A 25,505-nucleotide genomic window follows, 5' to 3' on the forward strand; every position below is an offset into this window, starting at 1 on the left:
AGTTCAGGTATGGCAGATGTTATTCAACTATTACCCGATTCGGTGGCAAACCAGATTGCCGCGGGAGAAGTCGTGCAACGTCCGGCTTCCGTGGTGAAGGAATTAATGGAGAACGCTATCGATGCGGGGGCAACCAAAGTACAGGTAATATTAAAAAATGCGGGAAAAGGATTCATCCAGGTGATCGACGACGGGAAAGGAATGTCGCCGAGAGATTCCCGTATGGCTTTTGAACGACACGCAACCTCCAAAATCTCCTCCGCGCAAGATTTATTCAATATACGCACCATGGGTTTCCGAGGCGAAGCCCTTGCTTCCATCGCCTCCGTGGCAGAAGTGGAATTACGTACCCGCCGGGAAGAAGACGAATTGGGGACTTACCTCTTCGTTGCCGACTCAGAGTTGAAAAACCAAGAGAGCATCAGTTGTTCACGGGGAACGAATATGCTCGTGAAAAATTTGTTCTACACGATCCCTGCCCGACGCAAGTTCTTGAAATCCGACAACACGGAGTTGCGGAATATCACCACGGAATTCCTGCGAGTAGCCCTTGCCACCCCGGAAGTGACCTTTACCCTGGCGAACAACGGAAATGAAATATTCAACCTTCCGGCATCCGGGTTGCGACAACGCATCGTGAATGCCTTTGGCAAAAACATCAACTCGAAGTTACTTTCCGTGAATTGCGAAACCGGTATTATAACCATCAACGGTTTCATTTGCGTTCCTCAACACGCCCGCAAAACTTATGGGGAACAATATTTTTTCGTGAACGACCGCTTCATGAAACATAATTTTTTCCACAAAGCGCTCACGGAAGCTTACTCGGGATTAATCAGCGCAGATATGATCCCATCCTATTTCCTGTATTTCACGGTAGACCCGTCTATCATCGACGTGAACATACACCCGACCAAAACCGAAATTAAGTTCCAAGACGAAAGTGCTATTTTCCAGATCATCCTTGCCTGCGTAAAAGAAGCTTTGGGAAAATTCAACGTCATCCCGACCATCGACTTCGACACGGAAGATAAAGTAGATTTCGTGGCTCCCGACGTACCTGTCATTCCGAAGGTGCCGAAGGTAAGTTACAACCCAAATTACAACCCGTTCAATTATTCGACGTCTATTTCCAAAGAAGACTCGGATTTCGAGCAAGGGGAACGATCACACGGGAACAGCGGAGGCAATAGTAGCCAACGAAATCACGACTATCATCGCAAAGAACAAGTGCCCGCGAATTGGGATGCACTCTTTGCCGGATTGGAAGACAAGCCGGAAGAAGTGCAAACCGTGATACCGGAGATGGCTGAAAAACAAGAAGACCACCAGGGCATGATCTCATTCGTGCAGATGAAAGGTCGCTATATCGTGACCCCCGTTCATTCCGGACTGATGTTTATAGACCAGAAACGGGCACACGAGCGCATCCTGTTCGAACGCTACAAGGAGACGTTATCCCATCAACCCGCCGGAGGGCAAAAGAGCCTATTCCCCGAAACACTGGAATTATCGGCAGAGGATTTCATGCTGGTGAAAGACATTCTCGACGACCTCATGCTTTTAGGTTTTGAATTGGGCGAATTCGGGAAAAACTGTTATGCTATATATTCTACCCCTCCCGACCTCTCGACCTCCCGGGGAAAGGAAGTTCTGCTGAACCTGATCGAGCACTACAAAAACACGGAAGGCTCCATCCGGGACAAGATGCGGGAACGGATCGCCCTGTCGCTGGCAAAAGCCGCCGCAATGGATTACAACACGGTATTGGATCGGCAAGAAATGAGCGACCTCTTCGACAATCTTTTCACCTGCCAACACCCGAATTACACGGCTGACGGGAAAACGATCATCCACATCCTGAAAAACGAAGATGTAACCCAATGGTTCAAATAGAAAAGATGTTTAATTCTTATCCTTCAGGTAAGACCGCAGAATCTTTGCCGTTTCGGGATTGGAAGGACGGGGCATATCCGAATTGATAATCCGCCCGTCGGGACTTATCAGTATAAACCGAGGTATTCCCCGTATCATGTAGAAATCCATAAACGAACGGTCACTTCCCATGTACAACTGCACCTCGCCTTTGGGATTCTCCCGCACCCGTTTCTCCCAAATCGCCCGGTCGTTATCACAGGCTACCGCCACGAACACGATATTCTCCTCCTCGAACTCCTTCTCCAACTTCTCCCAATAAATATTCTCGCTACGACAAGGTACTCCCCAGGTTGCCCATACATTGATAAAAAGGAACTTGCCCCGGAAGTCTTCCAGCCGGAAAGCCTGTCCCGCCACGTCCGTGAACACGAAATTCGATGCCGGTTGTCCCGCCACAATTTTCATGCATCGCTCGTACCCGTCGTAAAAACGCTGTCTCATTCTCGCATCCTTCACGTACTTATCATAGGTTTTCAGAATCTCATCCATGTGTTCGTCCGCTCCTGCACCTAACAAATAATTATAAGCATAATGGTCTATCAGAAATTCGACTAGCGTGCTGTTCGACAGGTTATGAATCACGTATTCGAACTGAGCTATCACTTGCTTGTAAGCATCGTATTCTTTTAAACGAGAGGAACTGATTACCGAAACCAATGAAGCCATTCCCTCCTGGTATTCCTTCAATACCAGCAACTTTTCATCCTCCTTGATAAACGTTTTGAGAGTCGCTAAAAAAGTCGTATCGAGCTGGTAATCCTTATTTCCCGTGCTCCAGGCATGATACAACGGATAATTCTCCAATGCCGTGTAAGCCGAGAACTTGATCCGGTGGCGCTCCATCCCCTTGAACTCCTCGTCAAACTCCATGGTATCCAAATAATACATTTGCTCCTCCACCTGCTCCTTCAATTGCTGCAAAAACTCCATCCCATCCAGTTCGTAATCAAAGGACTTGTTCTTCGACTCCAAACTACTCAAGTATATATTCTTCGGTGCTCCATTTCCCTCGAAACGAGTATTTCCTCTCGCTTGGTCGCCATACACGTATATAACCAAAGATTTGTCTTTCTCTATGAATAACGGAATACGATCTTTCCCGTATTTTAACAAAGCGTAACCATTTTCCTTGTCCCCCATCACCAATTTGGCGTATCCCGACTCATTCACATCCACCGGACGTTCGCTCCCGTTCACCAAAATTTCCGGTTTTATCCCGGAAGAACCAATCAAATTCAACTCCACGACAGTTTTGCGGGTATTACAACACCACATCAAACCTATTAATATCAACAATATACCACCAAACTTACCCATCATCTAGCTTGCCTATTTTACAATTTGCTAAATTAATAATAACTTCTTTTAACCTCGATTAATATTTAAACTTTAACTTTTTATTAACATTTAACATCTTGTTATTCGATTAAGTCTAAATAGTTTTACACCCGATTAAAACAAGTAAGAACATCAGTAAAATGGATAAAAAACAAGCTTTACATTATCATGCCATGGGACGTCCCGGCAAGATAGAAGTCATTCCGACAAAGCCACATAGCACACAATATGATCTCTCGTTAGCCTATTCCCCGGGAGTAGCCGAGCCCTGTCTGGAAATTCAGCAAAACCCGATCGACGCCTACAAATATACCGCCAAGAGCAACCTCGTGGCAGTCATCTCCAACGGGACAGCCGTCCTCGGGTTGGGTGACATCGGAGCCTTATCCGGCAAACCTGTCATGGAAGGCAAAGGACTTCTTTTCAAAATATTCGCAGACATCGATGTATTCGACATTGAAGTGGATACAAAAAACATCGATAAATTCATCGAAACCGTCAAAATGATCGCCCCTACTTTCGGGGGAATCAACCTGGAGGACATCAAATCCCCCGAATGTTTCGAGATCGAACGCCGCCTGAAAGAAGAACTGGATATTCCCGTGATGCACGACGATCAACACGGGACTGCCATTATTTCGGCTGCCGGGCTATTGAATGCCCTCGAGTTTAACGGGAAAAAGATCGACTCGATTCGTGTTGTTGTCAATGGAGCCGGTGCGGCTGCTATTTCCTGCGCCCGCCTATACAAAGCACTAGGCGTGAAGAAAGAAAACATAATTATGTGCGACAGCAAAGGCGTAATCTACACGGGAAGAGCCGGACTCAATATCGAGAAAGAGGAATTCGCTGTCGAAACGTCCGCACGCACTTTACCCGAAGCACTCGTGGGAGCCGATATGTTCCTGGGACTTTCCGTCGCGGACATATTAACGGAAGATATGATCCGGAGTATGGCAAAAGACCCGATCGTGTTCGCATTGGCAAATCCGAACCCGGAAATCAGTTATGACAAAGCCATTCATAGCCGCCCGGACATCATTTTCGCCACCGGACGTTCCGATTACCCGAACCAAATCAACAACGTGCTAGGCTTTCCTTACATTTTCCGGGGAGCCCTCGATGTCCAAGCACGGGGAATTAACGAGGAGATGAAATTGGCAGCCACTTACGCGCTGGCAGAACTCACGAAAGAACCCGTACCCGAAAACGTGAAAATGGCATACAACGATCCGTCACTCGCGTTCGGACGGGATTACATTATTCCCAAACCGTTGGATACCCGTCTGATTAGTCACATCGCTCCCGCCGTAGCCAAGGCTGCCATGGAATCGGGTGTTGCCCGCAAAAACATCGAGGATTGGGATGCCTATCGCGACCAACTGGAAAAAAGAATGGGACAGGATGAAAGACTTATGCGCCGCATGACCCGCAAAGCGAAGACCAATCCCAAACGCATCGTTTTCTCGGAAGGAGCCAACATCAAAACGTTGATGGCTGTACAAGAAATCCTTTCGGAACAAATAGCCCATCCCGTGCTTATCGGTACGAAAAAAGAGATCGAAGCCCTTCAGAAACAATACAAGCTGGAACTCCCCGAGCTGACCATTTTCGACCCGGCTAAAGAAACAAAGAAAATCGATCAATACACCCGGGCTTATTACGAGAAAAGACAACGTAAAGGGATTATTCTGGAACAAGCCAAAGAATTGATGAAAGACTCAAACTTCATCGGGTTGATGATGGTGGAATCCGGCGATGCCGACGGTTTTATCTCCGGCGTACATTCCGATTACCACGATGTACTGCGTGCCGCCAAAGACATTATCGGATTAAGAGCTTGTTGCAAATATGCCGTGGGGATGCACATCGTGACGAACAAAAAAGGAACTTATTTCCTCGCCGACACGACCGTCAACAGCCACCCGTCAGCTGACACGCTTGAATGTGTGACCATCTTAACTTACGAAGCCGTGAAACAATTCAACGTTGAGCCTGTTATTGCACTGACATCATACTCCAATTTCGGAGAATATCATCTGGGAAGTCCGGCACAGATACAGGAAGCCGTGGATACGTTGCATCGCAAATATCCCGAAATACTGGTCGACGGTGAAATGTCCGCATCCATTGCCTTCAACACGGAACTCAGACAAGCCCGTTTCCCTTTCTCCCCGTTGGCAAACAAGGATGTGAACACGATCATTTTCCCGAACCTCAGCTCCGGAAGTATTGCCTTGGGCGTGCTGCAAGAACTCGGGAACAACGAAATCATCGGTCCCGTCCTGCTAGGCTTGAACAAACCCGTACATATATTACAAATGGGATGTAGTGTAAGAGATATTGTTTACATGACCACCCTCGCCGTGACAGATGCACAGAAAGAAATGCCGGTAGATATGTGCAGAATCTGATGACTTGACAATTAAATGATTTCCGATCGAGTGATTGTTTTTAATGAACCTATAATCACTGAATCGGAAATCATTTAATCACAGAATTACTTCACCGGTATCTTGTCAATCCTTCTCTGGTGACGTCCTCCCTCGAAATCCGTTGCGAGGAAAGTATCTACTATATTTTGAGCTTCCTCGTAAGCAATAAAACGGGCGGGCAGACCAACCACGTTAGCATTGTTGTGTTGACGAGCCAAAGCGGCAATCTCCATATTCCAACACAAAGCGCAACGAATTCCCTGGTGCTTGTTGGCTGTCATCGAGATACCGTTACCACTTCCGCAAATAGCAATCCCTTTCTCGTATTCTCCCGACTCAACAGCAGAAGCCATCGGATGAGCCGTATCCGGATAATCCATACTCTCGGCAGAAAAAGCACCGAAATCTTTTACCTCATGACCTCTTTCTCGAAGGTATTTCACTAATCGTTCCTTGTACTCGTAACCGGCATGGTCACATGCTATCGCTATTTTCATCTTTATTAAAATTATAGCTGCCAAAACAGCATTAGTTATACATTTCTACATACAAAGGTAATACAATTGTCTATTACAAGGGTCATTCCAACAGAAATTATCACCAACAACCACAATTTACGACCGACCGAAAACAAACGCCTCGTGACAAATATCCGGTCTAACCGAAGCTCATGTTTTATCAATTTGCGGATGGTACTGAATATAAACACACCCAAACAAGCTAAAGACAACAATACCAACCAACCAAAAATCTCTTTCATGGAAACCATCATAGCCTGCTGCCGCACAATACCATACAACTGAGGCAAAGGGATTCCTGTTGCCGTCGTATGCACGCTGTCAAGCTCCCCACTCAACAACATCGTATTTTTTGTCACCACAACATTCAATATCCGTCCCAGGAGGGCGTTGCCGATCACTCCACCCAAAGTGGCACTAACAAGCGTTTGAGTGGTAACCGCGTGAAAGAATACACGAAAAGGCACGCTTCCCGATAGGGCTGTCAGGAAACAGATCGCCACGACGACATATCCCACCCCTCGCAGAAAAACAGGCAAATACAACGCTTCTTTGGGGAGATTATAATCTAGATAAAAATAAAACACCAGCAGATAAGCGGTAATACACGACATGGCAAAAACCAACATCCGCTTGTATCCCCATTTCCGGAGAGCAAAAGTATAATACGTGAAAACCCCTCCGGCTACGATTCCCAGCAAAACCATCCAATTCAGCGAAATCAAATGCAGGGCATCGTATCCCAAAATTCCTTCCATAAAGATATGTTCCAACACGTGCTGGGGAGCCAACAAAAAGTCAATGACAATATAAAGCACAAACGTCAACCACATGGGTCGATACGTCCAAATCGACAAATCGATATAAGGATGACGGATAACCAACGCTCTCGATATATTGAACAAAAGAGAAACCACCGCTATAAACGAAGCCGTCCGGATATGAGGAGAGGCAAACCAGTCGTAATGTTCTCCATACACGCCCACGAACACGATAGCCAACACGGTGATCCCCCAAAGAACCCCACCAAGCCAATCAATCCCGTAGAGAGGCAAATATTTCATCAAACGATCATCACGAAAACCGACAAGCACAAAAATAATCACACCAAGTAACAGCGCAATAACAAACCAATGCATATACTGCCAGTTAATCCACGTGGCAATATGCACAGTTGTCAGGCCCGAAAGCTGAATGCAAGCATTCACCATAAGGAAAATATAACAAAAAAATATCGACAAGTCCCTCTTGGGAGTAATCCAAAGCTGCAACGACGAATTACATTCAAATGTCCCCCACATACGAAAAAATCCCGCGATAAAACTCACGAGCACCAGCACCACCACGTTTCCGGTATTCAGACAAATTAAATTAGCAAGGATTATAACGACAGCACAAACCGATAATGATGTTCGTGGCGGGAACCGGAATTTAAGCCGGAACAGAATAGCAAAGGAAAGAGCCATGCTTACCATAGAGGCATACCCCGCCATCATAATATCCTCCTGCTTCAAGGCAAGCGCTCCCCCCATCTCGCTTACAGCCGCCAGATACACGCCGCCCGAAAATTGGAAAACAACGGCAATGAGAACCATGATCCAAGGGCGAAGTTTTTCCGGGACAAAATCACGCATGAAAGCTAACGAAAACTTACTATGGTCATGCATATCATCAATAATTTACGAAACATTGAACATTCATCCCGGCACGAAGGCGACGAAGATCCCGCGGGTCATTATCTTTCGTGAATTCAATTTTCACGGGAATACGTTGTTCCACCTTTACAAAATTCCCTGCCGAATTATCTTGCGGCAAAAGCGAGAGTGAAGCTCCCGTGGCTTGAGAAACAGAACGCACAATCCCTTTGAATGTAATATCAGGTAAAGCATCAACCTGTATATCGACAACATAATCCGGAGCAATATGAAGTGTCTGCGTCTCCTTGTAATTAGCCACAATCCACTTATCGTTCTCGTCAATCACGTTCAGCAACGTCTGTCCGGGTTGCACAAGTTGTCCCTCCTGAATATTTTTCCGTCCGGTAATACCATCACACGGGGCTATAATCACCGTGTACGAAAGATTCAACCGGGCAAGAGAAAGAGCCGCTTCGGCAAGTTTTATTCCCGCCTCAGTCTGTTCCAAACGCCGGGTTTGTTCCAGAGTAACTAGCGAAGCCGACTTCTTTTGCCGGGAAAGCAATTCATACCTTGCTTTAGCTGCCAAATAAGCCGTTTCCATTTTATCATATTGCTGGCGGGTTACCGCATCCTGTTCCAAAAGATTCTTAAATCTCTTGTAATCACGCTCCGCGTTATCCAACAATATCTTCGCCTCCTGAAGACTTGCATCCGAAACGGCAACATTATTTTGAGTCGTACTCACCCCGGTAGAAACGATATGCTTCCCCGAAATCGCATTCTGATAATCGGCTTCCGCTTGAGCCAACCGAAGCACGAACTCCGCCTCTTCAATCAATACCAGCGTATCTCCTTTGTGCACCTGCTGGTATTCATCAAAATAAACATTCTTAACAAATCCCTGAATACGACTATTAACAGGTACAATATGTTGACGTACTTGTGCATTATCCGTGTATTCGACCGTCCCGAAATGAAAGAAACGGGTACATACCCCGGCAAACACGATCAATATAACAATAACAACAATAGTATTTGAAACGATTTTTCTAGTTTTTCTATTCATAATAGTATATTTTAAAGTGTTCCTGATACATAGAGAAGTTTATAATAATGGTAAATAATATTGATGCGGGCATTCACCAATTGCTGTTCCGCCGACAACTTGGCAGCACTTGCGTCAAGCATATCGGTTATAAGCGCCATATCATTCTTGTACCGGTTATTTACGATCGCGTAATTCTGGTTAGCCAACTCAACATTCTTAATTTGTGTATTCAATTGCTCGTGCGCTTCCATGTACCTGATATAATCCGCCTTCACGGCAAGTTCCGTTTGTTCTTTCGCATCATCATATTGCTGTAGAGCCCGGCGAGTCGTAAGCCGGCTACGTTTAAGCGATTTATTCGATTTGTAAAGCGATGCGATATTATATTTTACCCCTACTCCCACGTACCAATAATTAAAATTCTTGTCAATAGGCGGCACCTCTATCGTGATCGGACCGTCAAAATGATTACTCGCGAAAAAAGCAATCTTGGGAAGCATCTCCGATTGAGCCACTCGTTCCTGCTGCTTGTTCATCTCCACAGTCAAAAGACTCTGCCGCAACGAAAGTGAATGCCGTAAAGCCTGTCCCGTCCAATGTCCAGCCTCATCGAGCGGCATAAAACGGGACACGAGAGTAGTGTCCGGCTCCACGTTTGTTTCACGGGGCAATCCCAGGATCGTTACCAAATTATTATTCAAAATAGCAATAAAATTACGGATTTGAGTACAAGTCAATTCCAGATTTGAAAGTTGAAGTTCGTACCTTGTCACATCATTTCTCAAAGCTACACCTTCTGTATGTTTTGCCTTAATATCGACAAGAACTTGACGGGTCAACTCGATATTCTGCTCGTAAACCCGAAGAAGATTTCTTTGTTTAAATAGGTCAAGATAATACCCCACCAGCATAAACCGCAGCTTATCCCGCTCATTTTCCAGGGAAAGGCCAACCATCTTTTCCTGCAGCTTACTAATCTCGATTCCACGGTTTACCACTCCCCCCGCGTATATCACCTGGGATACTTCCAAGGCAAAATTATTCCCGAAATGCGGCATGGGAGCCTTTGTTGAATTTGAAAAATCACGATCCAGCAAAACTCCGTCACCCAAGAAACTTGCGGAAATAGACGCCTCCACATCGGGAAAACGGGCACTTTTAGCCGTTTTTACATTTTGACTTGACTCCTCTATCAGAGTGGCAAATGGATATAATACCTTGGCATTTCGATCCGCGAGAGAAAACATTTCCTCGATAGTGATCACCCGCCCACTTGCATTTTGGGCATACACACCCCCTGTCCATAACGACACACAGAACATCGTTATGAACACAAATAACTTGTCCATACGTTTTTATTTATGAATTATGAAATATAATGAAAGAAAATCGAAAAGATTAGATGCAGCAACTAGGTATTCTCCATTCACCACCCCACAAGTTGGCAAAGGTTAATCGAGAAGGGATAAATACATGATTATCAGAATACCTCATATGTTTCATTAACTATACTTTTTCATTTTTGCGGGTGCAAAGGTACAAAAAATCGAGAAAAGTCGTAACCAGCGAACAAAACAAATTTCCACAAAAAAAAAGCGCTCCCGTTACCGAAAGCGCTTATTTTATCTAATGACCTTATCAAAGAATCAACTTATATCCTTTTCCGTGAACATTGATGATTTCCACTGACGGATCTTTCTTCAAATGTTTACGCAACTTCGTGATATAAACATCCATGCTTCTGGCATTAAAGTAATTGTCATCAGCCCAGATGTTCTTCAAAGCGTAATTTCTTTCCAGCACTTTGTTTACATTCAAGCACAACAAACGAAGTAACTCTGATTCTTTCGTGGTCAGCTTTTGTTCTTCCTCGCCATCAAACAAAGTTTGTTTCTTGGAATTGAATGTCAATTTACCAATCTTGAAAATTTCCTGCTCGTCTTCGGGTTTCAATCCGGTTGATCTTCTCAACACAGCCTCGATACGAAGCAACAATTCTTCCATACTGAAAGGTTTGCTCATATAATCGTCGGCACCCAGTTTGAAGCCTTCCAACACGTCCTCTTTCATTGATTTAGCCGTCAAGAAAATAATTGGAATTTCGCTATTGATTTGTCTTACTTCCTTCGCGAGAGTAAACCCATCTTTTTTCGGCATCATCACGTCAAAAATGCAAATATCAAACGGTGCATTCAAGAACGTTTCATACGCAATTTCTCCATCTTCACATAAAACGGTTTCAAACCCTTTAGCTCTCAAATATTCCTTAAGAAGCATACCCAAATTGGTATCGTCTTCTGCTAATAAAATTTTAATTTTCTCATCCATAGCTATGTTGTTTTTAATAATTCGTGTTGATTTTAATCATTCTCTTTTCTAATTTGTCTGAAAAAATATACGAAATTAGAAAAATAAAGTTCTCTTTATCTTTTGCTTTTTCACAGTTAATGGTAAAATAATGTCAAAACAGCTACCTTTATCCAAGGAGCTTTCCACGTCAATCCTTCCACCGTGAGCCTCAACGATTTTTTTCACGTATGACAGTCCCAAGCCGAAACCTTTCACATCATGCAAATTTCCCGTGGACACCCGATAAAATCGTTCGAAGATTAGCTTCTGATCTTTCTTAGCAATTCCTATGCCATTATCGATCACACTTATTACAATTTCTTTATCTTTATTACGAGTATAAATGGTTATTTCTGGTGATTTTACGCAATATTTTATAGCATTATCCACCAAATTAGAGATTACGTTAGTTATATGTACCTCATCAGCAAGCACTTCATCTTGCTCTGCCTCAAGGTAAGCCGAGAACTTCCCGCCTTTGTCTTCCACGCGCAAACTAAATTTAGGCAACAAATCCTCGATCAACTGATTCATATTAATATTCTTCAGTTTCAACTTCATCCGGGTTTCCGTAAACAAAGCGGTTTGCAACACACGTTCCACCTGGAAAGTCAAGCGTTTACTCTCGTCCCGAATGATCGTTGCCACCCGGTCTACCGATTCCGGCGTATTCGTCACCGCACCATCTTTCAACATTTGGGCTGCCAAAGAAATCGTTGCAATAGGCGTTTTGAACTCGTGTGTCATATTATTGATGAAATCATTCTTGATCACGGACAATTTCTTCTGTCGCACAATGACAATTAGGCAGAAAACGGCACAGAAAACAATCATCACCGTGATAATCAATCCCGGCAATACCATCCAAATCGAACCGGAAGTATCGGAAGATGCATCAGGGAACTTCAAATATAATATGGCAGAATTACCCTCGCCCGGGAATATTTGCCGATTAAAAGTGAGATCATTAGACGTTTGGTTCAAGAAATCTCTGGAACTCAAAATAAATTTCCCTTCTTCCTTGATACCGAACTCGAAACGGGAACTAACACCCGCGTCCTTTAACGTGTTGCCGATAAAACCATACAAGTTATCCAAATCCACCCGTCCCTCAATCAGGTGCCTGTCTTCCCTTCCCTCGGGCACGAACTTATAATTCTCTCCCGTGCGTTCTTTGATCGCCTGCTGCAATTTAGAAATAGAGGTCGCCAGATTATCTTCCTTGAACTTACTCCCCATGAACTCGCTCACGTCCTGCACGTCCGAATTGTCATCTACCGACGCCAGCGTCGCCCCTAGCATCAAGGCTCGGTCATTCTTCGACGGGATCGGGCGTTTCGGGTCTATATACATAGGTGCGTTTATCGCTATTCCCCGTTTTTTCGCTTCCAACAGATTCTGGTCTTGCACAATTCTCCCCGACTCTTCTTTCTGGCGGATATAATCGACGATCTTATCCATAGCCCGATTCACGGTGAAAAAGAATTGCTCCCTTTTCACATCGTAAGCCGTCTGGAAATAACTCGCCTGCAAGATAACTAATCCCAGCAAAGAAATGCCAAACACAATCCCTAATATGATGATCTGTTGTTTTCTCATACACGCAAATTTAACAATTCAATTTTAACAATTGGCATGCTTAGCAAAATTTAACTAAACTATAACTATCTGACGTTCTAATATTTTTCCACGAAAACCGGACTAAAACGCCATCCTCTCTCCCCGGATTAATATTTAACGTTCGTAAAAGCTCTAAACCATTCAATAGTTCAATAACTTATATATTTCCCGCTTTAAAAAAGCGAGGGTTGCCAGTCGTCCTTTCTCCTGTCTTTTCTCAAATGCTTATAAGCCAAATCTGTCACTTCCCGTCCCCTCGGGGTTCGCTTCAAAAATCCCTCTTTAATCAGAAAAGGTTCGTACACTTCCTCCAGAGTCCCCGGGTCTTCACTCACCGCCGTGGCGATCGTGGTCAATCCCACGGGACCACCCTTGAACTTATCGATAATCGTCAACAATATCTTGTTATCCATATCATCCAATCCGAATTTATCGATATTCAACGCCTCCAACGCGTAAGTCGTGATCTCGTGGTCCACCACCCCGTTCCCCTTCACCATGGCAAAATCACGCACCCTCCGCAACAGGGCATTCGCGATACGAGGCGTTCCGCGGCTACGGGAAGCGATCTCCTTGGATGCTTGGCTGGTTATTTTCGTTTTCAATATCGCGGCAGAACGTTCCACGATTCCCGTCAACACATCCAGGTCATAATACTCCAAATGGCTATTGATTCCGAATCGTGCCCGCAACGGTGCCGTCAACAATCCGCTGCGGGTAGTCGCCCCGATCAGCGTGAACGGACTCAATTGAATTTGCACGGAACGTGCGGCAGGTCCCTTGTCAATCATGATGTCTATCTTGAAATCTTCCATTGCCGAGTACAAGTACTCTTCCACGATCGGGCTTAACCGATGGATTTCATCAATAAACAACACATCATTCGGTTCCAAATTGGTCAGTAACCCCGCCAAATCTCCCGGCTTATCCAACACCGGACCGGAAGTGATTTTTATTCCCACGCCCAACTCGTTGGCGATGATCGCCGACAACGTTGTCTTCCCCAATCCGGGAGGTCCATGCAACAAGACGTGGTCCAGAGACTCCCCCCGCATCTTTGCCGCCTGCACGAAAATCTCCAAATTCTCCACGATCTTCTTTTGTCCTTGAAAATCGCCAAAACTCAAAGGTCGCAAGGCTTTTTCCACCTCCTTCTCGCTATCAGGCACATTCCCATTTCTTATATCAAAACTTCCCATGTACTAAATCTATTTTTTAATCCATCTGTCTATCGCAAATTCAATTGGTAAATGTACAATAAAACAATTAAAAATCAGCCTTACCGTTCCCTTTTCTTAGCGAAAAATGCCTTCACCAATTCGCCACATTCTGCTTCCAGCACGCCCCCCGTCACTTTCGTTTTCGGGTGCAACACGGCAGGGGTAAGCCGGTCATATCCCCGGTGCGGGTCGGCAGCCCCGTAAACCAATTCCCCCAACTGCGCCCATGCCAACGCCCCGCCACACATCACGCAAGGCTCCAACGTCACGTAGAGCGTGCAGTCATTCAAGTATTTCCCTCCCAGCGTGGAAGTCGCCGAGGTAATCGCCAGCATCTCGGCATGCGCAGTCACGTCATTCAATCGCTCTGTTTGGTTATGCGCTCGTGCGATCACACGATCTTTGCATACCACCACCGCCCCCACGGGGATTTCTCCTTCCTCTTCTGCTAGGCGAGCCTCCTCTAAAGCCTTACGCATAAATATCTCGTGCTTATCTATCATTTGCCATGCTAACTTTTTCAATTGCAAATCCGTACCACTATATACAGGGAGTAAAAATCCGTATTTTCCGTGAGCGATGCAAATTTTCGCCACTGTTTTTTTATTTTAATATGAATTTATACTTACCTTTATCTGTCAATTAAGTCATTTTATTCATTAAAAAACAATTGCTATGCAGACAATTGATAATTACAACTTTAAAAACAAGCGGGCTCTTATCCGCGTAGACTTCAACGTGCCGTTAAATGACAAATTCGAGATCACCGACGACACCCGTATGCGGGCAGCCATCCCCACGATCAAGAAAGTGCTGGCAGACGGAGGTTCCGTCATCTTGATGTCACACCTCGGACGCCCGAAAAATGGACCCGAAGATAAATTTTCACTAAATCATATCCGGAAGCACCTGGAAGAACTGTTAGGCACTCCCGTGAAATTCGCAGATGACTGTATCGGCGAAAGTGCCAAGGAACAAGCCGCCGCCTTGAAACCCGGCGAAGTACTTCTACTCGAGAACCTCCGTTTCTACAAAGAAGAAGAGAAAGGCGACGAGGGTTTCGCCCAAAAATTAGCTTCCCTCGGTGACGTGTGGATCAATGATGCGTTTGGTACCGCACACCGTGCCCACGCTTCTACTGCCGTTATCGCTAAATTCTTCCCGAATGACAAAATATTCGGTTACGTGATGCAGGGCGAACTAGAAAGCGTAGACAAAGTGATGCACAACCCCGTCCGCCCGTTCACTGCCATCATGGGAGGTTCCAAAGTTTCTTCCAAGATCGAGATTATCATGAACTTGATGGACAAGGTGGACAATCTTATCCTCGGCGGAGGAATGACTTATACATTCAAAAAAGCCCAAGGCGGACACGTCGGCAACTCCATTTGCGAAGACGACAAACTCGACTTGGCTCTTGACATCATAAAAATTGCCAAAGAAAAAGGCGTGAACCTCGTGTTCGCAACTGACACCGTGGCTGCCGACGCTTTCAGCAACGACGCAAACACCCGCATCGTACCCTCCATGGAAATACCCGACGGATGGGAAGGTTTGGATGTAGGTCCGGAAAGCATCGCCGCATTCTCGAAAATCATCGAGGAATCCAAGACCATCCTTTGGAATGGTCCCGTGGGAGTTTTCGAGATGCCTAAATTTGCAGTGGGCACAAAAGCGATTGCCGATGCCATCGTGAAAGCAACCGCCAAAGGCGCCTTCTCGCTCATCGGCGGAGGCGACTCCGTGGCTGCCATCAACCAATTCGGGCTCGCCGACAAAGTCAGCTACGTGTCCACCGGGGGCGGAGCCTTGCTCGAATACATCGAGGGAAAAGAATTACCGGGAATCACGGCAATACGGGGGAAATAATTCCTCTCCCGCACCTAAAAATATAAAAAAATACTCGCAAAAGCGAGTATTTTTTTTAAACAGAAACTCCCCGCGAAACAATTCGCGGGGAGTGGAATGGTCCAAAATCAGGACCTACGTTCTGGTTGCAAATTACTTAATTCTTTTTAATCGTTACCGTCACCTCCTCCGTGATAGGCTTCCAGTTGTTTTTGATCGTGATTACAACAACAACTTTCACATCTTGAGCCAAAGCGACACCTGTATTCTTCCAAGTCAACACACCACTTTCAGTGATTGAGATTCTTGAATCCTTATTATCCTTCAAGCTATACTCAATCTTTTCTGTTCCATATTTCTTTGTCAACTGATTCAAGTCCAAAGTTTCCTCCTTCTCACTCTTCGTGATAAGATCCACGATACTTCCCTCGCGGTTATCCGCCTTCAAAGAGAGTGTCAATAACTTATTAATATTTAAATCCACACCCTTTTCATCTGCAGAAGAAAACGTAGCATCCAACAAACTTAACTTATCTTCCCCGCTTACCGTAAAGGATTTGAAGGGGTTTTCAAAAGTCACCGTGATCTCTTTCGTGTCAAGAACAACTGTTTCATCCGTAGCGTTCACCAGCTGAGCAACGATCTTACCACTCACGGTCCCTGCCATAGCAAGATTTTTAGCCGCATTTTCCGTTAATATGGCTTCGTCACCATTTACACTCACGTTCTTTTCACCCACTTTGTTCGTGTATTTTACTTTCACACCAAGTTTGTTGTCAATATTAAACAATTTCTGCAAATCTGATTTGAAATTTTCCGAACTCTTATCAACTTTAACCGTGATAGCATCCCCGGCATTCCAATAGGTAGCCTCTTTCCAGCCTTCCAAGAACTTGATCGGATTCACGGTAATCGTGAAGTTAGTCACACTCGTTACGACTACTGTTTCAGACACCTCTCTTGTCACCGTCATCTTCACCTCGTAAACACCTTGGGCACTCGGGTTCACTTTAATTTCCGGTTTTGCAGACAACTTCTCGAACATCGTGATGTCTTCCGTTACCACCTTACCGTTTTTCTTGATTTCGAAAGCCACCTTAACTTTTTCGTCCGTTGTCACGTCAACGTTGAAATAAGTATTAAACTGATTGATTGCACCTGCTTTAAGCACATTCTCGGCAATTGTCTTTGCAGAACCGTTAAAGTCATTAACAACAATATCCTCAATCAAATTCAACTCTTCAACATCTTCCACGATCTTTACCTGGATCTTTTGTTTTCCGAGCACGACATCCTTGCCGGCATTATCTTTCACTTTAGCCGTAATTTCAAAAGTGATTGTAGCGCCTTGTGCCTTGAAAGTAACATCCTTCACGGAAATCGTGGTACCGTTCACGGCCAAAACATCCTCGGCAGTACTCTCGGCTTTTACCTCTTTCACCTCGAAGGTCGGGGCAGCAAAACCATAAGACTCCAGAGTATTGTATTTATCTCCTTCTTTTGCCTTCACGAAAATATGTTCAACGACATCCAAGCTCTTGCCCATTTCACGAATCAATTCCAATTCCGGAATAGCAGCAATTTCCACATCCTTTTTGTCAATCAATTGTACGAACAACGGTTGTACTTTATGCCCCTGGGGATTAAATTCAATATAATCAGAATAGATCACCTCTCCCGTGTGATTATTCTTGATCCCGGCTGCCAACGTGTAAATATCCTGTGCATCGGGAGCCACATTCTCGAATTTGAAATCGGCATACACCAATCCAGTCTCTTCACCCTCCTTAACTTGTACCGGGTTACTCAGCAAGAATTTCGGGGGAGTGGCCCTTGACAAAAGTTTAAAGTGTTTCATCTCTGGCAACAACACGAAATCCTTATCCTCACCCAATTGAGCCTTAGTCGGGTTCACCTGGAAACGTAATTGACTGGACGTTGCAGTTATATCCAAAGATTTAGGAGTTTCAGCTATATTCCAAAGCTTATAAACTTTTAAATCACCACCTTGGCGCATCGGGACCAAAGTCACTGAAGTCACTTGGCCCCCTGCATTTGTTGGAATTTCAACAAAACCGTAAGCGATCTTCCCGGCATCGTCCAATTTAAATGCGTCACCTTCATACTCCGGCATATAAATCTTCACCGAATTCTTCTCTCTCACCATGTAAACATTATAAATCAGAGCATCGGTCTTTGTATCGTTCACGTACAAGTATCCATCCGTGCCTACAGAGAAAGCAAGTGCCGGATTTGTTTCGCTACCATTCAGAAGTTCCATCAAATCCTTTTCGATAACCTTTTTATTCTCTCCTTCACCAATCGTGATCACTAACTTTGAACCCTCGAATTTAATTTCAGGGGTCAAACCGTCGTCACCTTTTATCCCGTTTTCACCGGTAACCTTTCCAAGGTCTTCCGTGCCATTTAAAATCAAATGTCCCTCGTCATTGACAGTAAATTCAAAATCGTCAGCGGTAAACACTTTATCCAAAAGAACCGTCTTCGTTCCATCGGTATAATTTGCTACCAGCTTGCCATCCTCAATCGCGAACGTCGGAATCGGAGCATCCGTTCCTTTTTCGCCATCTTCTCCTTTTTCTCCGTTTTTCCCGTTCGTTATGGTATAAGACTTGCCATCAGACAATTTCACGACAATACCATTGCTCGTTTCTTGCACGTCAACCAATACGGCACCAGCTGCCACGGCGCTTTGAATATCCGCAATAGCTTTCTTATTCGCCTCAATAGCTTCTTTGTTTTCAGTAATTTGTTGTTGCAAATCATCAATATCGTCGTCATAATCTTTACAACCGACGAATGAAGGACTTACTAATCCTAGAACTAACATTCCGAAAAATGCCTTTTTTGCATAATTCCATTTTCTATTCATACGTATAAAATTAAAATTGGTAATTTAAAAATTTCATTTTTCTATCATCCAAATCATCTAACTGTTATTATCAAATCATTTCATTTTTAAACAATCCGATCATATCAATAATCATTCGTTTATTAACAAGCATAAACAAATAACTATCAACATATTACACTTACAAAAGAAATAACACTCAAACTTACCAACACCTTGATAACAAGAATATTAATAAAAACAAGATCATGATTACCCGCCATTAATAATCATAAATAAAAAACTCAACCCAATTTAAACAAATAACGCCCGTAACTTTTTCCCGTGGGAATTTCATAAACCGAGATAACGTGTACCCGTAAAAACAGACATAAAAGATCCATCACAATCTTAAGAACATCTTCTATCGCATAGAAGCAAGGCGATTGTGTCTACTTTTAGCACAAAAGCAAATATATTTTGTCAAAATATGAAATTTTCTCTTCTGATATTTCCATATTTAATAAATAATCGTACATTTGCACTCAATAAACGAACGTTTATTGATATTTTTCCATTAAAAAATACATGCGTTAATTTTAACAATCAATCATCAAGCTTCTTAAACATCCAACCTTTTCCCATAACTTCCACTTGTCTGACAAAAACTTTTTTATTCCAATGTCCCGAATACATTCTTTGCCCGGGATCTCGGAACAGCACTAAGACCTATGCCGTCCGACGTCGAAACATGGATATTATAAAAATTAATCGTAAATTTGCGGGACTACAACAGATTTCATTATAACGCAACTCAAAATGGATTATTTTAGCTTCAACATTAAAGAAATATTCACCGCCTTCATGGTTCTTTTCGCCGTGATCGACATCACGGGCTCCACCCCCATCATCATCGGTCTTAACAACGCCGGGAAAAAAGTCTACGCCGGAAAAGCGGCAGGAATATCTCTTGTCATATTTATTGCTTTCCTGTTCGCCGGCGACGGATTACTAAGATTGTTCAACATAGATATATACTCTTTTGCCCTTGCCGGGGCTTTGGTGCTCTTTGTCCTCGCTATTGAAATGACGTTCAATATCGAAATATTCCGGAATGACGGCCCGGCGGGCTCCGCCACCATTGTTCCTGTCATCTTCCCCCTTATCGCGGGAGCCGGGGCATTAGCCACCACACTCACCCTCAAAGCCGAGTGCAGCGTGCTCAGCATCATCGTCGCCATCCTCCTGAATATGCTCGTCGTCTACGTTGTCCTTCGCAACGTCTACCTCGTCGAGCGGCTACTCGGGAAAGGCGGTGTCTACATCTTGCGGAAATTTTTCGGCATCATACTACTCGCCATGTCCGTGAAGATTTTTACCTCCAACCTGAACATCTTATTGGAATCATTAAAGTAATTCCCCCGTTTCAGCCTTCACCCGCGACACGGCTTCACTTTCCCTCGGAAAAATATACATGGAATTACCGTGCTTCCCCAAAAAAGATGCTGTAACTTTTCGCTACCTTTGAACGTCCTATCACAAAAATAACAGCTATGAAAAGAATCACACTACTCGTCTTCATGATCTGCTTCGCCATCACCGGAGCCATCGCTCAAGAAAACATCACGCTCTCCCGTTTTCAGGGAGAAAAAATCACCGGGATCGAAATCCACGGGGCATTCAAAGTCATCGCCAAACAAGGCGAATCCACCGGGGCATCCGTAAACATCCCCGCCCGTCTAGAACAGGAACTCGTGTTTACCCTGAAAAACGGGATATTAACCATCGGTTTCGATGAAAAATTTAAAGGAAAAAACAAAGAAACTTTCGCCGCCGAAGTCACCTTTTCCACCCTAGAAAACGTGGAAATCAGCGGAGCCTGTTCTCTTCGCCTCAAGGGAGAAATCACCACGAACCACCTTGTGGCGGAAATCCGCGGAGCCTCATCCATGACATCCACCGCCCCCCTCTGCATAACCCAGAAAGCTTCAATAGCCCTGACAGGAGCTTCAAAAATGAGCGGGGAACTCACCGCACCGGCAGTCGCCTTTGAAATCTCGGGTACCAGCAAACTTACCCTCAAGGGGAAAAGCACAACGGCAAATGTCGAAGTCAGCGGAGCCTCCAGCGCCAACCTGGCAAACTTCACGGTAGACAAAGCTACCCTCGAAGCCACAGGAACCTCACATATCAACATCCACGTGGTGCAAGAACTTAGCGCCGAAGCAACCGGAGTATCCTCCATCACCTATTTCGGCGCCCCACAAATTATAAAACTAAACACCGCGGGAATGTCCAAAATAAAGAAAAACAATTAACCTCCAAAAGAAATATTTACCCTAACAACTCCCTCTCCTTCTTCGTAAGCCCCTTTACAACAATATCGTAAGATTTCCTCACGAGTTCCCGTATCTTATCGTCCGAAACATCTTGGTTGAAATAGACACTAATCCAATATTTCTTGTTCATGTGCCAACCGGGAGTGATCCCAGCGTATTGCGCCCGTAACTCACCCGACTCATCGGGATCGCACTTGATGCAACAAAAATCGAATACCTCGATATTCACGAAGCAAAACCATTTGTCCGCCACGTAAAAACACAAAACATCCTGGCTATACCTGTCTGCAACATTCGGGAAAGGCATTTTCTCGTGCACCCCTTTCAGCGAAAGGCAATATTCTCTAAATTCTTCAATATTCATTTTAACCCAACTCCTTTTTTAGCCACACTTCCATCACCGGATCAGGAATGACAACCCGGCGTTTTTCGATTTCTATAATCTCTTTTTTAACCAACGCACGTTTGACGATACTGACATTCGCCGATGAGCCAAGCTGGTATTTACGTATAATTTCTTGTGTAGTGAATTCACTATGAACACCATCAATAATCGCCCGCAGAAAATTCATCTGATAAGTCGTAAGGCTCTCGGTCTGCTTTTCAAACAAGGGTGTATTTTGGTCGACAATATCTTGGAATGCCGCATCAAAATCCCGTTCGGTAGCAATTCCATTCGTGTGAACCCATACCAACCATGCCAACTGCTGCACGTAAGACGAATGGTTATCCACTCTTTGACATATCTTTTCGGCCAACTCTTTTGAAATTCGCTTACCCGTGGCTTCAAAACGACCGCGTATATAATCTATCCAATCCGCTGTTCCAATTTTAGGCAAATAAATGGAATCCCCGAATTTATAGAACGGAAGGCTCTTTTTCTCGAAAATCTCATTCATTAAATGCTTCTTGCTACCGAACAAACAATAAGATACCGATTTTTGCAGCTGCCATACAGCACGCAATCGCTTCTGGAATGTTTTTGAATCCTTAAACTCCGCTATCTGTTGAAATTCATCGATACATATCACGATATTATAGCCTTTCTTCCGTGCTATTTTTTCCGGGAGCTGCAGGATTTCATCAATATCGTTGCTTTTGGGATTCATTTCAAACGATATCGAGAAATCCGTCACCGGATCTGTCCCCACGGATATTTTAGGAGTGACCCGTGAAAGGAACAGCCTGGCATTTTCCAACCATTCGTCTAACTTGGAAGATGTTTGCTTGAGAACTGCTGCTGCAAATGCGTCATAAAAATCGCGATCGCTACGACACGAGAAAATATCGAGATACACGACTTTCAATTCATCGGATTGTGCCAAACGACATACTTTCTGCACCAATGAGGTCTTACCCCAACGACGAGGCGAAATCAGCACAGTATTTACACCATACCGGAAATTTAGCAACAGACGCTCCGTTTCTTTCTCCCGATCGGTAAAATTATCACCCGATGTTGCAACTCCAAATATAAAAGGCTTATTCTCCATAATCTTCAAGCATTATTTTCATGCAAAGATAGGTAATAACTTTATTAGTAATAACATTATTACTAATAAAATTATTACTCCCAACACCACACGCACGCCGAATCTGAAACATCCTTCCCGTCAGCACTCGCGGCGAACACGTAAACGACAATCTCGTCCGCCTCGACATTTCTCGGGAAATCCACGCTCGTATCAATCGCCTCGCCCCGCGTACCTAATTCCACCACGCGGCAACGCTTACCCCGCGTGCCAGCCACCACACCATAAATTTTATCATCCAAAAAACAATCGATCGACTCGAGTTGCACACCCGGGGAAGCAAAACGCACCTTCCGGCTCTCCGCGTCCACCTCGGTACTAACCGACGGCGGCACCAACTGCCCGGCAGCTACCCGCAATTTCCGGTAATCAATGTTTCCCCTGAATTCTCGCCCGGCTTTTTTGCGCGGGTTAACCGGTGCTTCCGGGTCTATCTTTTCCACGCTCACGGCATTCATCACGTTCGCGCTCACGAACCCGTTAAATCCTTTCGGGTAACCGTTCCCCCCGGGAAATCCCAACCGGATAGCGACCATCAGCCATCGTTTTCTTTCTGCCGTCGCGCCGAAAGCGATAGACTGCCGTTTCTGTACCTCCCCGTTCGGCTTACGCTTCAACCCGGCACTTTTGCAACAATTCTTCCCGTTTTCCCTCACGTAACCGATCACGTTCCCGTATTTTCCCCGTATTTTTCCTATCGGGTTCACAAATTCTGCCATACCCTATCTATTTTAATGTTTCACTTGCCAAATATACAATTTTTCTACCAAAACCATAATAAGATAAGACAATTACATACATTAATTCAATTATAATTCCGTATCAATCCGGTATGAATTCCGCCATAAACGCTATACGAACCCTATATGAACCCTATATGAACCCTATATGAACCCTATAGTAAATAGCGTTCATAAAGAGTAGCTATTGCATAATTAAAATATTTTAAGTACTATTGCACCGGAATTAATTCGGAATTAATACTTAAATCATATTGGTTATGGATAGGAACTCATCATTACTCGCCGCTTTACTTACTAACGGTCCCTTGAAAATGGACGGCGTCACGTTTTACCTGTACGGGGGAACAGTACGGAAATGCAAATCCAAACGAGGACCCAAGAAATCCAGGACAGAGGGAGAAGAGAAATCTTCCAGCCAATTCACCGAGGTTCGAAAGATGTGGCGAATATACCGCCGTGCTACCGGGGAACTGCCCATATGGCGCACGTGGGCAAGGGCCACGGGGATCGCTAAAAGCGACTCGGCATTCCACTCCGTGAACGGCGGATGCCTCCGCCCGGGCGAGGGTGTGTGGGCATTCCCTACATTCCGTTTCTCCATGGGGACCTTGGAAGCACCGGTTATCATGGACGTGGCAAGAGATGGCTGGAGCGTCACCCTCCGCTGGGAAAATGACTCAGACCGCCCGAAAGCGAGCGCCTCGGACCAAGTGTACCTCGGGTACTTCTACGACACGCAACCCCGTTCCCCGCGAATGATCGCCTGCCCCGGCACGCGCCGCGGTGACGGCGAGGTAACCGTGGAAATCCCCGCGGCAGGTCAACCGGACGGAACACCTCTGCATCTATACTTGTTCTTCGGCAACGGGAACCCGGACCGGTTCTCCCCGAGCGAATACGCAGTTATCTAACTACTTTTGCGACAGGACACCGCAATAAACCTGTATTGTGTGTCAATCAATGTTTCGTGTAACAAATGACCTTATGGACTAGAGATGTGTCAACACACGCCTTCTTTAGCCTTTCTTATTTTATCGTACCATTCATCTATTGAGAATCTTTCCCGTATCGTTTCCACGGCTTTAGGCGATAAACGATCCCACCATTGCCTGCCCAGACATTGCGATATCGACTCTTTGAAAAATTCAACATCCCGGTGACATATCATCCCATTGATATTCGGGGCAACGATCATGTCAGCACCTTCCCCGTCCGCCACAACTGGGACGCATCCATACGACATGGATTCAAGCAAAGCGTAGTTGCAAAAAACGATCTCAGCAGGGAAAACGAATATTTTACTTCTCCGGAGCAACTTGCCCCCATAAGAAACAAAGCCTAATATCGTGATTTTGTCTTCAAGCCCGAGTTCCCTTATTCTGTCTAGAACTTCTTCTTGATACTCTATTTCGACCGAAGGTTTTTTCTCATTCAAAACGCTGAATCCCGCAAGTATAATCTTCAATGCGGGCATTTCATCTAACAATCGCTTGAATACCTCCAACAAAAACACCACGTGGCGCTTCTTCCTCGGGCTGTTCATGAATATAATGTCGACATCTCTCTCATCATAAGTCAAAAGGGGGCGGCTATGATACGGGATTGCGTTGTGAACGAAACAAAGCTTATTGCCCAAATTGCATTTCCTTGCATCTTCCAGCAGATTGTATTCCTTGGCTATCACCAGATCTGCCAATTTTAACGCCCGCTTTGTCAAATAAACTTGCAATTTCCCCTTCGAGAATTCAAGTCCCCTCAAGATCACGATAAGATTGCGCCTGAACAATTTCGCAACAACGGCATAAAATATAACCATTTTACTACCACTGCTATACAATTCTACGTTCTTCGATTTTACCTTACACAAGGTACAAATAAGCGTTTTTACACGTGTCATGATTCCCATGGGGACTATTCGCGCGTCCGCATTATACTTATCTATGAATTTTTGGCTATTCCCATATACATCGTGGACCAGATATTTTATGGTTTCCCCATTTTTGGCATACACATTTGACTGATAGCCTATTTTATCGCAAAAACGTTCTAATCCGATACAAATAGTATCAACATATTCTTTATCCAT

The 25,505-nt window shown here is 44.6% G+C and carries 20 protein-coding genes; 6 read left to right on the plus strand and 14 right to left on the minus strand.

Annotated features, from left to right (window positions below):
* The first annotated feature begins 9 nt into the window (after nucleotides 1–9).
* Nucleotides 10–1,896 (plus strand): DNA mismatch repair endonuclease MutL, encoded by a 1,887-nt coding sequence (gene mutL / locus BN8899_RS06670; protein ID WP_065218828.1) that lies wholly within the window; start codon nucleotides 10–12, stop codon nucleotides 1,894–1,896.
* Nucleotides 1,897–1,905: 9 nt separating this feature from the next.
* Here mutL and BN8899_RS06675 read toward each other — a convergent pair whose 3' ends face one another.
* Nucleotides 1,906–3,258: a TlpA family protein disulfide reductase gene (locus tag BN8899_RS06675; RefSeq protein ID WP_065218829.1), complete on the minus strand. Its 1,353-nt coding sequence runs from the start codon at nucleotides 3,256–3,258 to the stop codon at nucleotides 1,906–1,908.
* Between the two features lie 149 nt (nucleotides 3,259–3,407).
* Between BN8899_RS06675 and BN8899_RS06680 the strand changes: the two genes are divergently transcribed.
* Nucleotides 3,408–5,690 (plus strand): NADP-dependent malic enzyme, encoded by a 2,283-nt coding sequence (locus tag BN8899_RS06680; RefSeq protein ID WP_065218830.1) that lies wholly within the window; start codon nucleotides 3,408–3,410, stop codon nucleotides 5,688–5,690.
* Between the two features lie 86 nt (nucleotides 5,691–5,776).
* Here BN8899_RS06680 and rpiB read toward each other — a convergent pair whose 3' ends face one another.
* From rpiB to BN8899_RS06720, 8 genes are all read right to left on the minus strand, one after another.
* Nucleotides 5,777–6,208: a ribose 5-phosphate isomerase B gene (gene rpiB / locus BN8899_RS06685; RefSeq protein WP_065218831.1), complete on the minus strand. Its 432-nt coding sequence runs from the start codon at nucleotides 6,206–6,208 to the stop codon at nucleotides 5,777–5,779.
* A gap of 35 nt (nucleotides 6,209–6,243) precedes the next feature.
* Nucleotides 6,244–7,896: an efflux MFS transporter permease gene (locus tag BN8899_RS06690; protein WP_065218832.1), complete on the minus strand. Its 1,653-nt coding sequence runs from the start codon at nucleotides 7,894–7,896 to the stop codon at nucleotides 6,244–6,246.
* A 4-nt stretch (nucleotides 7,897–7,900) separates the two neighbouring features.
* Entirely contained in the window at nucleotides 7,901–8,935 is a 1,035-nt protein-coding gene (locus BN8899_RS06695; RefSeq protein WP_065218833.1) for an HlyD family secretion protein, read from the minus strand.
* 11 nt (nucleotides 8,936–8,946) lie between these two features.
* Nucleotides 8,947–10,266, minus strand: a complete 1,320-nt coding sequence (locus BN8899_RS06700; RefSeq protein ID WP_065218834.1) for a TolC family protein — start codon at nucleotides 10,264–10,266, stop codon at nucleotides 8,947–8,949.
* A 289-nt stretch (nucleotides 10,267–10,555) separates the two neighbouring features.
* Complete coding sequence (locus tag BN8899_RS06705) at nucleotides 10,556–11,245, minus strand: response regulator transcription factor RprY (protein WP_018339207.1); 690 nt, start codon at nucleotides 11,243–11,245, stop codon at nucleotides 10,556–10,558.
* A 75-nt stretch (nucleotides 11,246–11,320) separates the two neighbouring features.
* The gene (locus tag BN8899_RS06710; protein WP_018339206.1) at nucleotides 11,321–12,865 is read right to left on the minus strand and encodes a sensor histidine kinase; all 1,545 of its coding nucleotides are present in this window, start codon (nucleotides 12,863–12,865) and stop codon (nucleotides 11,321–11,323) included.
* A gap of 194 nt (nucleotides 12,866–13,059) precedes the next feature.
* Nucleotides 13,060–14,085: a Holliday junction branch migration DNA helicase RuvB gene (gene ruvB / locus BN8899_RS06715; protein WP_018339205.1), complete on the minus strand. Its 1,026-nt coding sequence runs from the start codon at nucleotides 14,083–14,085 to the stop codon at nucleotides 13,060–13,062.
* Between the two features lie 80 nt (nucleotides 14,086–14,165).
* A complete protein-coding gene (locus tag BN8899_RS06720) occupies nucleotides 14,166–14,609 on the minus strand; it encodes a nucleoside deaminase (protein ID WP_026207811.1) in 444 nt (147 codons plus the stop codon).
* 172 nt (nucleotides 14,610–14,781) lie between these two features.
* Between BN8899_RS06720 and pgk the strand changes: the two genes are divergently transcribed.
* Nucleotides 14,782–15,975, plus strand: a complete 1,194-nt coding sequence (pgk, locus tag BN8899_RS06725; RefSeq protein WP_018339203.1) for a phosphoglycerate kinase — start codon at nucleotides 14,782–14,784, stop codon at nucleotides 15,973–15,975.
* Between the two features lie 136 nt (nucleotides 15,976–16,111).
* Here pgk and BN8899_RS06730 read toward each other — a convergent pair whose 3' ends face one another.
* Nucleotides 16,112–18,847 carry a PL29 family lyase N-terminal domain-containing protein gene (locus BN8899_RS06730; protein ID WP_065218835.1) on the minus strand — a complete coding sequence of 912 codons (2,736 nt, stop codon included), beginning with the start codon at nucleotides 18,845–18,847 and terminating at the stop codon, nucleotides 16,112–16,114.
* A 777-nt stretch (nucleotides 18,848–19,624) separates the two neighbouring features.
* On the opposite strand from BN8899_RS06730, the gene BN8899_RS06735 reads away from it, so the two are divergent.
* Both BN8899_RS06735 and BN8899_RS06740 read left to right on the plus strand, forming a co-directional pair.
* Nucleotides 19,625–20,221: a MarC family protein gene (locus BN8899_RS06735; protein WP_065218836.1), complete on the plus strand. Its 597-nt coding sequence runs from the start codon at nucleotides 19,625–19,627 to the stop codon at nucleotides 20,219–20,221.
* A 137-nt stretch (nucleotides 20,222–20,358) separates the two neighbouring features.
* Entirely contained in the window at nucleotides 20,359–21,123 is a 765-nt protein-coding gene (locus BN8899_RS06740) for a GIN domain-containing protein (RefSeq protein WP_082986940.1), read from the plus strand.
* Between the two features lie 16 nt (nucleotides 21,124–21,139).
* On the opposite strand, the gene BN8899_RS06745 is transcribed toward BN8899_RS06740, so the two are convergent.
* The 3 genes from BN8899_RS06745 to BN8899_RS06755 form a co-directional block, all read right to left on the minus strand.
* Nucleotides 21,140–21,508, minus strand: a complete 369-nt coding sequence (locus BN8899_RS06745; RefSeq protein ID WP_065218838.1) for an MmcQ/YjbR family DNA-binding protein — start codon at nucleotides 21,506–21,508, stop codon at nucleotides 21,140–21,142.
* A 1-nt stretch (nucleotide 21,509) separates the two neighbouring features.
* Complete coding sequence (locus BN8899_RS06750) at nucleotides 21,510–22,637, minus strand: AAA family ATPase (RefSeq protein WP_065218839.1); 1,128 nt, start codon at nucleotides 22,635–22,637, stop codon at nucleotides 21,510–21,512.
* A gap of 74 nt (nucleotides 22,638–22,711) precedes the next feature.
* Nucleotides 22,712–23,395 (minus strand): hypothetical protein, encoded by a 684-nt coding sequence (locus tag BN8899_RS06755; protein ID WP_065218840.1) that lies wholly within the window; start codon nucleotides 23,393–23,395, stop codon nucleotides 22,712–22,714.
* A 281-nt stretch (nucleotides 23,396–23,676) separates the two neighbouring features.
* On the opposite strand from BN8899_RS06755, the gene BN8899_RS06760 reads away from it, so the two are divergent.
* Nucleotides 23,677–24,330 (plus strand): hypothetical protein, encoded by a 654-nt coding sequence (locus BN8899_RS06760; protein ID WP_231932286.1) that lies wholly within the window; start codon nucleotides 23,677–23,679, stop codon nucleotides 24,328–24,330.
* A gap of 89 nt (nucleotides 24,331–24,419) precedes the next feature.
* Here BN8899_RS06760 and BN8899_RS06765 read toward each other — a convergent pair whose 3' ends face one another.
* Nucleotides 24,420–25,505, minus strand: coding sequence for a glycosyltransferase family 4 protein (locus tag BN8899_RS06765; protein WP_065218842.1), 1,086 nt, complete (start codon nucleotides 25,503–25,505; stop codon nucleotides 24,420–24,422).

Source organism: Butyricimonas sp. Marseille-P2440 (assembly GCF_900091675.1).
In the GTDB taxonomy this organism is placed as follows: domain Bacteria; phylum Bacteroidota; class Bacteroidia; order Bacteroidales; family Marinifilaceae; genus Butyricimonas; species Butyricimonas synergistica.

What these genes read in the sequence shown, in the direction of transcription:
- mutL (WP_065218828.1), top strand. Translation starts at nt 10, where the DNA reads ATGGCAGATGTTATTCAACTATTACCCGATTCGGTGGCAAACCAGATT.
- BN8899_RS06675 (WP_065218829.1), bottom strand. Translation starts at nt 3,258, where the DNA reads ATGATGGGTAAGTTTGGTGGTATATTGTTGATATTAATAGGTTTGATG.
- rpiB (WP_065218831.1), bottom strand. Translation starts at nt 6,208, where the DNA reads ATGAAAATAGCGATAGCATGTGACCATGCCGGTTACGAGTACAAGGAA.
- BN8899_RS06690 (WP_065218832.1), bottom strand. Translation starts at nt 7,896, where the DNA reads ATGCATGACCATAGTAAGTTTTCGTTAGCTTTCATGCGTGATTTTGTC.
- BN8899_RS06695 (WP_065218833.1), bottom strand. Translation starts at nt 8,935, where the DNA reads ATGAATAGAAAAACTAGAAAAATCGTTTCAAATACTATTGTTGTTATT.
- BN8899_RS06700 (WP_065218834.1), bottom strand. Translation starts at nt 10,266, where the DNA reads ATGGACAAGTTATTTGTGTTCATAACGATGTTCTGTGTGTCGTTATGG.
- BN8899_RS06705 (WP_018339207.1), bottom strand. Translation starts at nt 11,245, where the DNA reads ATGGATGAGAAAATTAAAATTTTATTAGCAGAAGACGATACCAATTTG.
- BN8899_RS06710 (WP_018339206.1), bottom strand. Translation starts at nt 12,865, where the DNA reads ATGAGAAAACAACAGATCATCATATTAGGGATTGTGTTTGGCATTTCT.
- ruvB (WP_018339205.1), bottom strand. Translation starts at nt 14,085, where the DNA reads ATGGGAAGTTTTGATATAAGAAATGGGAATGTGCCTGATAGCGAGAAG.
- BN8899_RS06720 (WP_026207811.1), bottom strand. Translation starts at nt 14,609, where the DNA reads ATGATAGATAAGCACGAGATATTTATGCGTAAGGCTTTAGAGGAGGCT.
- pgk (WP_018339203.1), top strand. Translation starts at nt 14,782, where the DNA reads ATGCAGACAATTGATAATTACAACTTTAAAAACAAGCGGGCTCTTATC.
- BN8899_RS06730 (WP_065218835.1), bottom strand. Translation starts at nt 18,847, where the DNA reads ATGAATAGAAAATGGAATTATGCAAAAAAGGCATTTTTCGGAATGTTA.
- BN8899_RS06735 (WP_065218836.1), top strand. Translation starts at nt 19,625, where the DNA reads ATGGATTATTTTAGCTTCAACATTAAAGAAATATTCACCGCCTTCATG.
- BN8899_RS06740 (WP_082986940.1), top strand. Translation starts at nt 20,359, where the DNA reads ATGAAAAGAATCACACTACTCGTCTTCATGATCTGCTTCGCCATCACC.
- BN8899_RS06745 (WP_065218838.1), bottom strand. Translation starts at nt 21,508, where the DNA reads ATGAATATTGAAGAATTTAGAGAATATTGCCTTTCGCTGAAAGGGGTG.
- BN8899_RS06750 (WP_065218839.1), bottom strand. Translation starts at nt 22,637, where the DNA reads ATGGAGAATAAGCCTTTTATATTTGGAGTTGCAACATCGGGTGATAAT.
- BN8899_RS06755 (WP_065218840.1), bottom strand. Translation starts at nt 23,395, where the DNA reads ATGGCAGAATTTGTGAACCCGATAGGAAAAATACGGGGAAAATACGGG.
- BN8899_RS06760 (WP_231932286.1), top strand. Translation starts at nt 23,677, where the DNA reads ATGGATAGGAACTCATCATTACTCGCCGCTTTACTTACTAACGGTCCC.
- BN8899_RS06765 (WP_065218842.1), bottom strand. Translation starts at nt 25,505, where the DNA reads ATGGATAAAGAATATGTTGATACTATTTGTATCGGATTAGAACGTTTT.